Below are 13,299 nucleotides of genomic sequence, written 5' to 3' on the forward strand. Positions count from 1 at the left end.
CGCCCCGCCCCTTCCGTCGGCACCCGGACCGGCCGGGCGGGGCCGGGGTCCGGCAGGGTACGGGTACGGCGCAGGGTGCGGGCCCACTCGGTGAGCCGGTCCGCGTCGGCCGGCTCGGCGGCCTCGGCGCGTGCCAGCAGCCGCTCCAGGCCCACCAGATGGACGGTGGTCCGGGCCGCCCGCAGGGTGTGCCAGGCCGTGTGCACCGCGAGGGTGGCCTCGTGCCGGCTGCCGGGGGTGCCCCCGTCGGTCAGCGCGCGGGCCCGGACCTCCAGGGCCCGCGCGACGGCGGTGCGCTCGGGGGCGTGCGGCCGCACGAGCACCGGGGCCATGCACACCAGCCAGGCGACGGCCCCGCCGAGCAGCACCAGCCCGGTGTGTGCGGGCACCTGCCCGAGGGCCTGCGGGACGAAGGCCGCGCTCGCCGCCACGAAGGTGAAGATCACGTTCCCGGGCGGCCCGATCCGTGTCGCGTCGCACACCACCTTGTGCACCGCCGCGAGCAGGGCGGCCACCGCCACCCGGACCGGCGTCGACTCGGTCAGCGCGGCGGTGGCCAGCGCCACCCCGGCCCCGGCGGCCATGCCCAGGACGACCAGGGCGAGCGTCCGGGCCCGGGCGGCGAAGGGCAGCCCGTGCGCGTACAGGGCGCACAGTCCGCCGCCGGCGGCGTACAGCACCAGGTCCAGCCGCCCCAGGGCCAGCAGCGTCACCTCGACCAGGCCCACGGCGACGACGACGCTGAGGGCCCGGCGGTGCCAGAGGTCCTGGACGGAGCGGAGCCGGAAGGCGCCGCGGACGGGGAGGGGGAAACCGGGCATACGAGAAAGCTTAGCAGATGTTTTACTCGTGAAAGATATCCCGGACGGCCGGCTCGGACGGACCCGGACGGACCGGGGACGAACGCGGTGGCCGGCCCCGTTCCGGGACCGGCCACCGCGGACCCGCGCGGATCAGGCGGGGAACGCCAGCGACAGCGCGAACCGCCCCTCGGCGTCCGTCCACCAGTGCCGCAGGGCGAGACCGGCGGCGGCCAGCTCGGCCCGCACGCCCTCCTCGCGGAACTTGGCGGAGACCTCGGTGCGCATCTCCTCGCCGCGGGCGAAGTCCACGGACAGGTCGAGCGCGGGGACCTTCACGGTCACGTCCGCGCGCGCCCGCAGACGCATCTCGATCCACTCCTGCTCGCGGTCCCACACGGCGAGGTGGTCGAAGTCGTCGGGGTGGAAGTCCGCGCCGAGCTCGCGGTCGATGACCGACAGGACGTTCTTGTTGAAGGCGGCCGTGACCCCCTGCGCGTCGTCGTACGCCGCCACCAGCGTCGCCTCGTCCTTGACCAGGTCGGTGCCGAGCAGCAGCGCGTCGCCCTGGGAGAGCAGGGCCCGGACCGAGGAGAGGAAACGGGCCCGCTCCTGCGGCAGCAGGTTGCCGATCGTGCCGCCGAGGAAGGCGACCAGCCGCGGCCCGGGAGTCCCGGGGAGGGTCAGGCCGTGCTGGAAGTCGGCGACGAGCGCGTGCACGGTCAGCTCCCGGTGGTCGGCGAGCAAGGCGTCGCCGGCCCCCCTGAGCGCGGACTCGCTGACGTCGATCGGCACGTACGTCAGCGGTGCGCCCAGCGCGCCGATGAGCAGCCGGGTCTTCTCCGAGGAGCCGGAGCCCAGCTCGACGAGGGTGCGGGCGCCGGTCGCCTTGGCGATCTCCGGCGCCCTCGCGTGCAGGATCTCGCGTTCGGCGCGGGTCGGGTAGTACTCGGGCAGCCGGGTGATCTTCTCGAACAGCTCGCTGCCGCGGGCGTCGTAGAACCACTTGGGCGGGAGCTGCTTGGGGCTGCGGGTCAGCCCGTACGCCACGTCGGCGCGCAGCGCGGCCGCGGTGGCGTCGGCGGGCAGGGTGCGGGTGAGGGTGAACGGGCTCACAGGTGCGGCTCCTTGAGCGGGATCAGCAGGACCTCGGTGGGATCGCCGTACAGCAGGTGGCGGTCGGGGACCTCGGTCCAGCGCGGACTGTCGTCGTACGGCTCGGAGGCCACGACGAGGGAGCGGCCGGGCGTGTCCAGGTACCAGAGCGTGTCGCCCCAGGCGGTACCGGCGATCGCCCGGCCATCGGTCAGCAGGAAGTTGAGCCGTGAGTCGGGGGTCAGTGCGGCCAGCCGGCCGACGGTGTCGGCGAGCGCCTCGTCCGCCGCGGCGCCGGCGCGCAGCCGGTGCAGGGTCAGCGCCCAGGCCAGGGCGGAGTCGCAGCGCGCCTCCAAGGTCAGCAGCTCCTCGGGGGGCAGCGTGCGGGCCGCCTCGGCGACCGAGTGCGGCCAGCCGCGCAGCGCGCCGTTGTGGCTGAACAGCCAGCGGCCCGCCGTGTACGGCGCGGCGGCGGACTCGTCGGCCACCGAGCCCTCCGTGATGTCGCGGACCGCGCCGAGCAGCGCTCCGGAGCGCGTCACCCGGCACACGTCGGCGAAGGACGGGTCGTCCCACACCGGCCCGGAGCGCCGGTAGCGCGCGGGCAGCGGATCCCCGTCCGCGTACCAGCCGAGCCCGAAGCCGTCGGCGTTGACCGTGCCGTACTTCTGCCGGCGTGGCGCCCACGACTGGCGGTACAGCGAGTGCGGCGGGTCGATGACGAGTTCGCGGAGCGCGACGGGCGGCCCGACGTACGCCAGGTGCCGGCACATCAGCCGCGCCCCCGTCTGTTCGGGGCGGCGCTCACACCTGCTCCGGGCGGGCGTCGCGGGCGGTGCGGAAACCGGAGAAGATCTGCCGCCGGATCGGGTAGTCCCAGTTGCGGAACGTGCCCCGGCAGGCCACCTGGTCCACGGCGAAGGAACCGCCGCGCAGCACCTTGTGGTCGGGGCCGAAGAAGACCTCCGAGTACTCCTTGTACGGGAACGGGGCGAAGCCCGGGTAGGGCAGGAAGTCGCTCGCCGTCCACTCCCACACGTCGCCGACCAGCTGCCGTACGCCCAGCGGCGAGGCGCCGGCCGGGTAGCTGCCCACCGGGGCCGGCCGCAGGTGCCGCTGCCCGAGGTTGGCGTGCTCCGGGCCGGGGTCGGCGTCGCCCCACGGGTAGCGGCGGGAGCGGCCGCTCCCCGGGTCGTGCCGGGCCGCCTTCTCCCACTCCGTCTCGGTGGGCAGCCGGCGTCCTGCCCAGCGGGCGTACGCGTCGGCCTCGTACCAGCACACGTGCAGCACGGGCTCCTCGCGCGGCACCGGCTCGGTCACCCCGAAGCGGCGGCGCAGCCACGTACCGCCCTCCCGGTGCCAGAACAACGGGGCGGACAGCCCGTGCTCGCGGACGTGCGCCCAGCCCGCCGGGGTCCACCAGCGCTCGTCCCCATAGCCGCCGTCCTCGATGAAGGCGAGGTACGCGCCGTTGCTCACCGGCACGGTGTCGATGAAGAACGGCGCCACCTCGCGCACGTGCGAGGGACGTTCGTTGTCCAGCGCCCACGGCTCGGCCGAGGTGCCCATGGTGAACGGACCGCCGGGGACCAGAACCTCGGCCGGCAGGAACGCCGCGTCCGCGGGTGCGGGCGGCGGCGGGGGCGCGGTCAGTGCCGCCGGGCCGCGGCGCAGCTGATGGGTGATCAGCATCGTCTCGTCGTGCTGCTGTTCGTGCTGGGCGATCATGCCGAAGGCGAAGGCCGCGTCGGTCAGCGGCGTGCCGTGCAGCGGTGCCCGCTCCAGGATGTCCAGCACGCGCCCGCGGACCTCGGCCGCGTACGCGTGCGCCTCCGCGGGCGGCAGCAGCGGCAGCGTGGGCCGTTCCGAGCGCGGGTGCTCGAAGGCGTCGTAGATCGGGTCGATGTCGGGGCGGAGGGCCTCACGGCCGCCGACGTTCCGCAGCAGCCACTGCTCCTCCTGGTTGCCGATGTGGGCCAGGTCCCAGACCAGGGGCGACATCAACGGGGAGTGCTGCGCGGCGAGTTCGTGGTCGTCGACGCAGGTGGTGAGCGCCCGGGTGCGGTCGCGCGCGGTGGTCAGGGCGTCCAGCGCCCGCCGGCGCAGGGTCTCGGGGTCGAGCGCGGGTGCGGTCACGTGCGGCTCTCCTTGCGTAGGAAGGCGTCGAGCATGTCGTCGGCGGGACAGCGGCCACGCTGGACGTAGCGCTCGGTGAAGTCGTCCACCGCCTGCTGGACGGCCTGGTCCGCGCCGAGCCGGGGCAGGGCCTCACGGGCGGCGGCGAAGCAGGTCATGGCGGTGGCGTGGAGTTCGGGGTCGGCCAGGCCGTGCCGGGCGGCGCGCCGCCACAGCGGGTTGCGCGGCGCCGGGTCCCGGCCCGCCGCGTCGGCGAGCGGCTTCACCGCCCGGTAGGCGACCTCGGAGGCGGCGGCGTCGTCGAAGAGCGCCACGGCCACGGCCAGCGGCACGATCCAGCCGTCCCGCCCCGACTGCGCGTCGATCATGCGCAGTTCGAGGTAGCCGCGTGGCCGCACCGGCGGGAACAGCGTCGACAGGTGGTAGTCCAGGTCGGCGGCGGTGGGAGGCCGGTACGACCCGTCACGGATCCAGTCGCGGAAGGTGAGCCCGTCGGGCACCGCCCAGGGTGCCTGGTCGCCGCGGATGCACAGCACCGGGGCGTCCAGGGCGTAGGCGGTCCAGGCCGTCCGCGGGTCGGCCCCGGTGGGCGGGGCGAGGGTGCGCCCCGGGTCCAGGGCGGCCCACACCGCCTGCCGCGTGGACCGCCAGCCGGTCGGACGGCCCGCGCTGAGCGGCGAGTTGGCGAACGCCGCGACCAGGACCGCGCCCAGCAGGTGCGCCAGCAGCCAGCGTCTGCCGAGTCCGAAGGGGCCCGGCTCCTCCGTACCCGAGTCCAGGCAGACCTGGACGGAGGCCGTGGAGCACATCATGGACCGGCCCGCGGGTCCTGAGCGGTCGAAGTACGTCTCCATCGCCGCGTACCGGGGCTCGTCCAGCAGCCTGCGGGGCCGGCGCCAGGGGTCGTGGCCGTGGCCCGCCAGGGCCAGGCCCTCCCGGCGGAGCCGGTGGCGTACGGAGTGGAGGTCGGCGGCCGCGGCGTTGACGCACGCGGTGAGTGAGGGGGCGGGCAGCGAGCTCAGCTCCAGCTGGCCGCCGGGCTCGGTCGTGAGCCGGGAGCGGAGGTACAGGTCGTGCAGTGCGGCGACGGCGGCGCCGAGCCGTGCGCGTCCCACCGGGCGGGCCGGGTCGTGCGGGTCGTGGAGGAACCATTCCAGTTCCACGCCTATGCGGCGCGGCGGGCCGGTCTTGAAACAGATGCCCTGGATGTGTTCCTCCGCTGCTGTCTCGGTGATCGGTTCGGATGTCTCCATCCGCTGGCTGGTGCCGGGCATGGCCGGGACCTCCCGTCGAAGGCGGCTTTCCGTGTCCCGCCCGGCCACGGCCGGGCGGTGTCCGTACCACCTAAGCCCTTCGGTGCGGGCCGCTCAAGAGCGCCCCGGACGAACGGCCGAGGGACGGCAGATGACACCCGAGTCGAGGGCGGCCCCTGCCGTCCGGTCCGAATCAAGCGTGGACCGCGACCTGGCGGCCCGCATCTCCAAAGCGCGTCTGTGCAGGTCAGAGCGTGGATGTCAGGACTTCCCCGACGATCTTCCGGTCCACCGCGGCGCGCACCAGCGCCGCGGCCAGGACGGCCTCCTCGCCCTCCGGGACCAGCTCCGCCAGCTCGCCGGCCGTGCCGGGGAGCTCCAGCCGCTGCGCACCCTGGAGCACCTTCCCGTCGAAGGCGGGGGCGAATTCCGGCCACACCGCCTGCACCTCCCGCAGGAAGAAGCCCGCCCCGACCGGGCCGATGCCGGGTACCTCCCGCAGCAGCCGGCACAGCCGCTCCGCGTCCCCGTCGGCCGCCGCGCGGGCCTTGCGCAGGTCGCCGCCGTACCGGTCCAGCAGCAACTGCGCCGCGTCGCCGAGCCGGGTCGCGGTCCGCTCGTCGTACCGGCGGTAGCCGCCCTCGTCCAGCACGTCCCGTCTCCGCTGCCAGGTCGCGCCGGCCGTCGCGGCGGGGTTGCGCAGCCCCGCCGCGAACAGGGCGCGGGCCGCTGCGATCGCCGTCCGCGTGCGGATGCGGGCACCGAGCAGCATCGCGAGGACGAGCAACTGGTAGAGCGGTTGCGGGGTGTCGCGCAACCGGATGCCCGCCTCCATGGCGTACGTCTCGCCGTGCGCCGCCAGCAGCGCCCGCACCGTCGCCCGGGCGTCCCGCACGTCCCGGGCGTTCTCCGTACTCCGGCCGGCGGTCACGTAGGGCCCGTTCCCGTGCGCAGTGCCCGGCGCGGCGGCCGGAGCTGGTCGTGGCGCATGGGGTGCGTGTTCCCGGACGGACCGGCATGAAACGGCTGCCCGAGGGTGCGGGTCCGGGCGGTGGGCTCAGCGGTCCAGGAGCCCGGCGCGGTCCTGGGTGCGGTAGCGCTCCAGCAGCGAGGCGAGGTCCGCGGCGGTGAAGCGGCGGTACGCCGCGCCGCAGGGTCCCTCGCCGGGCGGGGACCACCACACGGGGTCGGGACAGCGGAAGCCCTCACGGCGCAGGGCGGCGCGCCGCACCTTGTTGGTGGCGGTGACCGGCATGCGCGGCACGACCCGTACGAAGCGGGGGGCCGACTTCGTGCTGAGGTCCGCCTGCGCCGCCAGGAACGCGGCGAAGGCGCCGGGGTCGAAGGCGGCGCCCTCGCGGAGGGCCAGGGCCGCCATCACCTGGTCGCCCGAGACGGGGTCGGGGACGGCGTACACGGCGACGGCCGCGGCGGCGGGGAAGCGGGCCAGGACGTTCTCCACGACGGCGGCGGCGAGGTTCTCGCCGTCCACGCGCAGCCGGTCGTCGGCGCGGCCCGCGAAGTGGAACCAGCCCTCGGTGTCCCGGAAGAAGAGGTCGCCGGTCCAGTACCAGCCGTCGCGGGTGCGCGCGGCGACCGCCTCGGGGTTGCGCCAGTACCCCTCGAAGCGGGAGGACCCGCGGTTGACGAGCTCGCCGATCGCCTCGTCGCCGTTGAGCAGCCGCCCCGCCGCGTCGAGGACCGCGCGGGGCCGCTCGGCGCCGGTCGCCGGGTCCACCACGGCGAGGTCGGCTCCGGGAGCGGCGCGCCCGACCGCGCCGGGCGGCGTGCCGGGGGAGCGCTGGATGGCGGCTCCGCCTTCGGAGGAGCCGTACCCCTCGGTGAGGGGCACGCCGAAGCGCTCCGCGAACCGGGCCGCGTCGACCGCCCCGGCCTCGGTGCCGAAGCCCCGGCGCAGGCGGTGGTCGCGGTCGTCGGGGCGCTCGGGGGTGGCGAGCAGGTACTGCACGGCCCGCCCGACGTAGGTGAAGTACGTGGCCCCGTAGGCGCGTACGTCCGGCAGGAAGCGGGAGGCGGAGAAGGACCGGCGCAGCGCGACCGCGCCGCCGCCCGCGAGGGCGGGTGCCCAGCCGGCCATCACGGCGTTGCCGTGGAAGAGCGGCATGCACAGGTAGTGGACGTCGTCCGGTCCGAGGCCCAGGGAGCCGCTGAGGGAGGCTCCCGCGTCGGCGAGCCTGCCCTGGGAGACGACCACGGCCTTGGGGGCGCCGGTCGAGCCGGAGGTGAAGTAGAGCAGGAGCCGGGAACCGGGGCGTATCCGGCCGCCGCGCGGCGGACCGGCGTCCTCGTACCGGCGCAGCAGCGCCGCGTACGCCGGGTCGTCCACGACCAGGATCCGCTCCCGGGGGAGGGGGAGCGCGAGACCGCGCAGCAAGGGCAGGTGCGCGCGCTCGGTGACCAGCAGCGCGCACTCGGTGTGTGTGATGTCCCGGGCCAGTTCCGCACCGCGCCGGGTCGGGTTGACCCCCACCACGGCGGCCCCCGCACACGCCGCGGCGCCGAGCCACAGCGGGAACTCCGGGACGTTGCCCAGGAGCACCCCGACGTGCGGCTCGGCGCCGTGCGGCAGCAGGTCGGCCAGGAGCGCGGCGCGGGCGGCGGAAGCGGCCGCCACGTCATGGCGGCTGAGCCTGCGCTCCCCGTACAGCAGCCCGGGGCGCCGATCGCCCCACTGGCCCTCGACGAGCTCCGCCATGGTGCACCCCATACGGCCGTACCATAGCTGACGCCTCGTCAGATGTCAGGCCTTCGGGGCCTCCTGGTCCGCGCCCTGTTCGGCGATGGACTTGCGGACCTCGTCCATGTCCAGGTCACGTGCCTGCTTGATCAGGTCCTCGAACGCGGGTGCGGGCAGCGCGCCGGGCTGGGAGAAGATGGCCACCTTGTCGCGGATGATCATCAGCGTCGGGATGGACTGGATCTGGAACGCGGCGGCCAGCTCGGGCTGCGCCTCCGTGTCGACCTTGCCGAACACGAGGTCGGTGTTCTTCTCCGCGGCCGACTCGTAGACGGGGGCGAACATCCGGCACGGGCCGCACCAGGACGCCCAGAAGTCGATCAGGACGAAGTCGTTGTTGCCCACGACCTCGTCGAAGTTGTCCTTGGTGAGCTCAACAGTGCTCATGCTTCCCTTACCTGCTTCCGGGTGCCGTCGGTCGGGACCCACTGACCGTAACCGAGGGCAGCGCTGCGCTATTCCGAACGCCGCCCTCCCGGCGCGTCCCCCCGTCGCCCCACGGAACGGGATGCCGGGAGCCGGGCGGGGCCGGATGCTGGAGGGAGCGGGGACGTCCGTCGCCCCCGCCGGTCAGACGCGGGGGCGACCCACGGGAGCGGCCGATGGTGACGACGATGCACGCCGTACGGGCGCATCGGCGCGGCGGGCCCGAACAGCTCCGCTACGAGACCGTGCCCCGGCCCGAGCCGGACGCGGGTGAGGCGCTGGTGGCGGTGCGGGCGGCCTCCGTGACGGCCGGGGAGCTCGGCTGGGACGCGACCTGGACCGACAGCTTCGACGGCTCGGGCCGCGACCGCACCCCCACGATCCCCTCGCACGAGGTCTCCGGCGTGGTCGCCGGGGTGGGCCCCGGGGTGATCACCCCGAGGGTCGGGGACGCCGTCTACGCACTGATCCCCTTCGTCCACGACGGTGCCGCGGCCGAGTTCGTCACCCTCCCCGCGGGCATCCTGGCCGCCAAGCCCCGGCGTCTCGACCACGACACGGCCGCCTCGGTCCCGCTCGCCGCGCTCACCGTCTGGCAGGCGCTCGCCCGGCACGCAGGGGTCACCCCGGGCCGGCACGTGCTGGTCCACGGCGCGGCGGGAGGCGTCGGCTCCTTCGCCGTCCAGATCGCCGCCGCGCTCGGCGCGCGGGTCACGGCGACCGCCGCCGCGCGCGACGCGGGATTCGTCGCCGGACTGGGCGCGGAGCGGGTCGTCGACTACGCCGGCAGCCGCTTCGAGGACGAGGTGGCGGACGTGGACGTCGTCTTCGACGCCGTCGGCGGCGCCACGCAGGACCGCTCCTGGTCGGTGCTGCGCCCCGGCGGGCTGCTGGTGAGCATCGTGTCCCCGCCGGACGAGGAGAGCGCCCGCGCGCACGGCGCCCGTGGCGTCTTCTTCGTCGTCGAGCCGGACCGGACGGGCCTGGAGGCGGTCTCCCGGCTCATCGACGGCGGCAAGCTCACCCCGCGGGTCGACCGCGTGGTGCCGCTCGCCGAGACCCGCGCCGCCTACGAGGCGCTGGAGCACGAGCACCGGCGCGGCAAGGTCGTCATCCACGTCGCCGACGGGGCCTGACCGCACAAGGCGGGCGAGGGCCTACGGGACGACCGTCACCGGCCAGCGGCCCGCCTTGACCAGCCGCACCGCCACCGAGCCCACGATCCGGTGCCCGGCCTTCTCGGAGGCGCCGACCACGACCGCGTCGGCCTTGAGCTCGTCGGAGGCCTGGGACAGCCCGCTGAACGGGTCGCCCGTGAAGGTGTGGAACTCCCAGCGCAGACTGGACACCGACTGGAAACGGGAAGCGGCCTTCTCTATCTCCGCCTTGAGCTCGTCGGCGATCTCGGCGGTCGCCTCCGCGACCGGCGCGCCGAAGGCGGCCCCCGCCGCCAGGACCGGCTGCACGTACACGATCGCCAGCAGCGCCCTCTGGCGCCGCGCCAGCCCCGCCGCGTACGCCGCGGCGCGCCACGACGACTCCGATCCGTCCAGTCCCGCCACGATCACCTTGGGACCGTCCGTGCCCCGCTCGAAAGCCGCCTTGTCGCTCACGTTCCGAGCCTACTTGCGGGACTGCCGCGCGCGCCGTACCGGACGCGGGGAATCCGCGCCCGCGGCGAGATGGCCGTCCACCAGCCGCTGCAGCGCGGAGGCGAAGACCGCCCGTTCGTCCTGGGGAAGGGCCGCCAGCAGGTCGCCGTGGACGCGGGCGGTGATCTCCCTGCCGAGGTCGACGAGCTCCCGGCCCGCCGCGGTGACGGTGATGATGCGGGCCCGGCGGTCCGTGGGGGAGGGGTGCCGCTCGGCGAGGCCGGCCCGCTCCAGCTCGTCCATGGTGACCACCATCGTGGTCTTGTCCTGCTGGGAGACCTCGGCCAGTTGAGCCTGCGTCAGCTCCCCGGGCAGCGCGTGCAGCAGCACGCAGTACCCGCGGGGGGTGAGCCCGACCTCGGCCAGCGCCGCCGCCAGCCGGTTCGTCATGGCGTGGCTGGCGTACTGCAGCAGCCCGGTGAAGTCGGGCGCGGAAAACGTGGGACCCATGGTCCGAGCCTAGCAAAAAGGTCCGTTACCGAATCATCGGTGACACGAACGATCGGGCGGGTAAATCGGTCGGCCGCGGGGGCCCGCTTGCCTACCATGGGACGGCATGAACCTCCCGTCCCGTCACCACGACGTCCCCGGCAAGCCCTCCCTCGACGGGCTCGAAGCGAAATGGTCGCGGCGCTGGGACGAGTCGGGCGTACACCGCTTCGACCGGTCGCGGCCGCGCGAGGAGATCTTCTCTATCGACACCCCGCCGCCCACGGCCAGCGGATCGCTCCACATCGGCCACGTCTTCTCGTACACCCACACCGACACCGTCGCCCGCTACCGGCGCATGCGCGGGCAGACCGTCTTCTACCCCATGGGCTGGGACGACAACGGCCTGCCCACCGAGCGCCGGGTCCAGAACCACCACGGGGTCCGCTGCGACCCCTCGCTCCCGTACGACCCCGGCTTCACCCCGCCCGAGCGCCCCGGCAGTCACCAGCAGTCCGTCTCGCGGCGGAACTTCATCGAACTGTGCGAGGCCCTCACCGCCGAGGACGAGAAGGCCTTCGAGCAACTCTGGCGCCGCCTGGGCCTGTCGGTCGACTGGACGCTCACGTACCAGACCGTCGGCGCCCGTTCGCGCGCCGCCTCCCAGCGCGCCTTCCTGCGCAACCTGGCGCGCGGCGAGGCCTACACGGCCGAGGCACCCACCCTGTGGGACACCACCTTCCGCACCGCCGTCGCCCAGGCGGAGCTGGAGGACCGCGAACGGCCCGGCGCCTACCACCGGCTGGCCTTCCACCGCCCCGGCGGCGGCCGGGTCGTCGTCGCCACCACCCGGCCGGAACTCCTCCCCGCCTGCGTCGCCCTGGTCGCGCACCCCGACGACGAGCGTTACCGGGAGCTGATCGGCACGAGCGTCACGACCCCGGTCTTCGGCGTCGAGGTCCCCGTCCACGCCCACCGGCTCGCCGACCCGGACAAGGGCACCGGCATCGCCATGATCTGCACCTTCGGCGACACCACCGACGTCACCTGGTGGCGCGAACTGCGGCTGCCCACCCGCCCGGTCCTCGGCCGCGACGGACGCTTCCTGCCCGCGCCGCCGGCCGCCCTGCGGACGGCGCAGGCCCGTGAGGCGTACGGAGAGCTGGCCGGCGCCACCGCGCACACCGGCCGCGAGCGGCTGGTGGGGATGCTGCGCGAGCGCGGCGACCTGGAGGGCGAGCCCGAACCGGTCGTCCACGCCGTCAAGTTCTACGAGAAGGGCGACCGGCCGCTGGAGATCGTCACCACCCGCCAGTGGTACCTGCGCAACGGCGGCCGCGACGAGGCCCTGCGCGACCGGCTGCTGGAGCGGGGCCGCGAACTGCGCTGGCACCCGGAGCACATGCGCGTCCGCTACGAGAGCTGGGTCGAAGGGCTCAACGGCGACTGGCTGATCAGCCGCCAGCGGTACTTCGGCGTCCCCGTCCCCGTCTGGTACCCGCTCGACGAGGCCGGCGAGCCCGTCCACGGCAGGCCGCTGGTCCCCGACGAGTCGGCGCTGCCCGTCGACCCCGGCACCGACGTCCCCGACGGCTACCGCGAGGAGCAGCGCGGCGCGCCCGGCGGGTTCACCGGCGACCCGGACGTCATGGACACCTGGGCGACGTCGTCGCTCACCCCGCAGATCGCCGCCGGATGGGGCACCGACGACGAACTGTTCGCCAAGGTCTTCCCGATGGACCTGCGGCCGCAGGCCCACGAGATCATCCGCACCTGGCTGTTCGGCAGCATCGTCCGCGCCCACGCCGAGCAGGGCGTGCTGCCGTGGCGGCACGCCGCGATCTCCGGCTGGATCCTCGACCCGGACCGCAAGAAGATGTCCAAGTCCCGGGGCAAGGCGGTCACCCCGGGCGACCTGCTGGAGCAGCACGGCTCCGACGCCGTCCGCTACTGGGCGGCCGCCGCCCGGCCGGGCACGGACACCGCCTTCGACACCGGGCAGATGAAGATCGGCCGCCGCCTGGCCACCAAGGTCCTCAACGTCGGCCGCTTCGTTGTCACCTCCGGCGCGGTCACCTCCGGCGCGGTCGTGGACGGCGCCGCACCGGCGGTCGCCGCGCCGCTGGACCGCGCCCTCCTCGCGGCCCTCGCGTCGACCGTCCGCGCCGCCACCGACGCCCTGGAGGACTTCGACCACGCCCGCGCCCTGGAACGCGTGGAGTCCTTCTTCTGGGACTTCTGCGACGACTACGTCGAACTGGTCAAGGGCCGCGCGTACGACGGCGACACCTCCGCCCTCGCGACGCTGTCCACCGCCCTGTCGGTCCTGCTGCGGCTGTTCGCGCCCTTCCTGCCGTTCGTCACCGAGGAGGTCTGGTCGTGGTGGCGCGAGGGCTCGGTCCACCGCGCCGAATGGCCCGACGCGGACGCCCTGCGGGCGCTCGCCGGCGACGGCGACCCGCGCGTCCTGGCCACCGCCCGCGACGCGATCACCGCGGTCCGCAAGGCCAAGTCCGAGGCGCGGCTGTCGATGCGGGCGGAGGTCGCCCGGCTCGTCGTCACCGGCCCGGCCCCGCAGCTGTCGCTCCTCGCCCTGACCGAGGACGACGTCCGCGCCGCGGCCCGCGCGGCGGCGGTGGAACGCGTCCCGGCGGCCGGCGACGCCCTGGCGTACGAGGTGCGCCTCCCGGACTCGCCCTGAACGCCTGCGACGTGGCGGGCCCGCCCGCCACGTCGCAGGCGTTCAGGGC

Annotated in this window: 11 protein-coding genes and 1 pseudogene; 2 read left to right on the forward strand and 10 right to left on the reverse strand. The window is 74.9% G+C overall.

All coding sequences use genetic code 11. The features are described from left to right. The 8 genes and pseudogenes from PV341_RS37860 to trxA all read right to left on the reverse strand — a co-directional run. Positions 1 to 821: pseudogene (locus PV341_RS37860) on the reverse strand (FUSC family protein); the annotation flags it as partial. Positions 822 to 953: 132 nt separating this feature from the next. Next, positions 954 to 1,916, reverse strand: a complete 963-nt coding sequence (gene egtD / locus PV341_RS37865; RefSeq protein WP_500360194.1) for an L-histidine N(alpha)-methyltransferase — start codon at positions 1,914 to 1,916, stop codon at positions 954 to 956. After that, the gene (egtC, locus tag PV341_RS37870; RefSeq protein WP_500323163.1) at positions 1,913 to 2,668 is read right to left on the reverse strand and encodes an ergothioneine biosynthesis protein EgtC; all 756 of its coding nucleotides are present in this window, start codon (positions 2,666 to 2,668) and stop codon (positions 1,913 to 1,915) included. Before egtC ends, egtD begins: the two co-directional genes overlap by 4 nt. Positions 2,669 to 2,699: 31 nt before the next feature. Then, positions 2,700 to 4,031 (reverse strand): ergothioneine biosynthesis protein EgtB, encoded by a 1,332-nt coding sequence (egtB, locus tag PV341_RS37875; RefSeq protein ID WP_500323164.1) that lies wholly within the window; start codon positions 4,029 to 4,031, stop codon positions 2,700 to 2,702. Next, positions 4,028 to 5,305: an ergothioneine biosynthesis glutamate--cysteine ligase EgtA gene (egtA, locus tag PV341_RS37880; RefSeq protein WP_500360195.1), complete on the reverse strand. Its 1,278-nt coding sequence runs from the start codon at positions 5,303 to 5,305 to the stop codon at positions 4,028 to 4,030. Before egtA ends, egtB begins: the two co-directional genes overlap by 4 nt. Positions 5,306 to 5,531: 226 nt before the next feature. Next, positions 5,532 to 6,119 carry an endonuclease gene (locus PV341_RS37885; RefSeq protein WP_500323402.1) on the reverse strand — a complete coding sequence of 196 codons (588 nt, stop codon included), beginning with the start codon at positions 6,117 to 6,119 and terminating at the stop codon, positions 5,532 to 5,534. Between the two features lie 222 nt (positions 6,120 to 6,341). Then, positions 6,342 to 8,012, reverse strand: coding sequence for an AMP-binding protein (locus PV341_RS37890; RefSeq protein WP_500360197.1), 1,671 nt, complete (start codon positions 8,010 to 8,012; stop codon positions 6,342 to 6,344). Positions 8,013 to 8,045: 33 nt separating this feature from the next. Next, positions 8,046 to 8,429 (reverse strand): thioredoxin, encoded by a 384-nt coding sequence (trxA, locus tag PV341_RS37895; protein WP_499515391.1) that lies wholly within the window; start codon positions 8,427 to 8,429, stop codon positions 8,046 to 8,048. 215 nt (positions 8,430 to 8,644) lie between these two features. Here trxA and PV341_RS37900 point away from each other — a divergent pair, with 215 nt between their 5' ends. Continuing rightward, positions 8,645 to 9,604, forward strand: coding sequence for an NADP-dependent oxidoreductase (locus PV341_RS37900; RefSeq protein ID WP_500323169.1), 960 nt, complete (start codon positions 8,645 to 8,647; stop codon positions 9,602 to 9,604). A 21-nt stretch (positions 9,605 to 9,625) separates the two neighbouring features. On the opposite strand, the gene PV341_RS37905 is transcribed toward PV341_RS37900, so the two are convergent. Together PV341_RS37905 and PV341_RS37910 are read right to left on the reverse strand one after the other, a co-directional pair. Then, the gene (locus tag PV341_RS37905; RefSeq protein WP_500323170.1) at positions 9,626 to 10,081 is read right to left on the reverse strand and encodes a universal stress protein; all 456 of its coding nucleotides are present in this window, start codon (positions 10,079 to 10,081) and stop codon (positions 9,626 to 9,628) included. 9 nt (positions 10,082 to 10,090) lie between these two features. Continuing rightward, positions 10,091 to 10,570: a MarR family winged helix-turn-helix transcriptional regulator gene (locus PV341_RS37910; RefSeq protein WP_500360198.1), complete on the reverse strand. Its 480-nt coding sequence runs from the start codon at positions 10,568 to 10,570 to the stop codon at positions 10,091 to 10,093. A gap of 106 nt (positions 10,571 to 10,676) precedes the next feature. Between PV341_RS37910 and valS the strand changes: the two genes are divergently transcribed. Then, positions 10,677 to 13,250: a valine--tRNA ligase gene (gene valS, locus PV341_RS37915; RefSeq protein ID WP_500360199.1), complete on the forward strand. Its 2,574-nt coding sequence runs from the start codon at positions 10,677 to 10,679 to the stop codon at positions 13,248 to 13,250. Positions 13,251 to 13,299 lie beyond the last annotated feature (49 nt).

The organism is Streptomyces sp. PA03-1a (genome assembly GCF_033792805.1).
Taxonomy (GTDB): Bacteria; Actinomycetota; Actinomycetes; order Streptomycetales; family Streptomycetaceae; genus Actinacidiphila.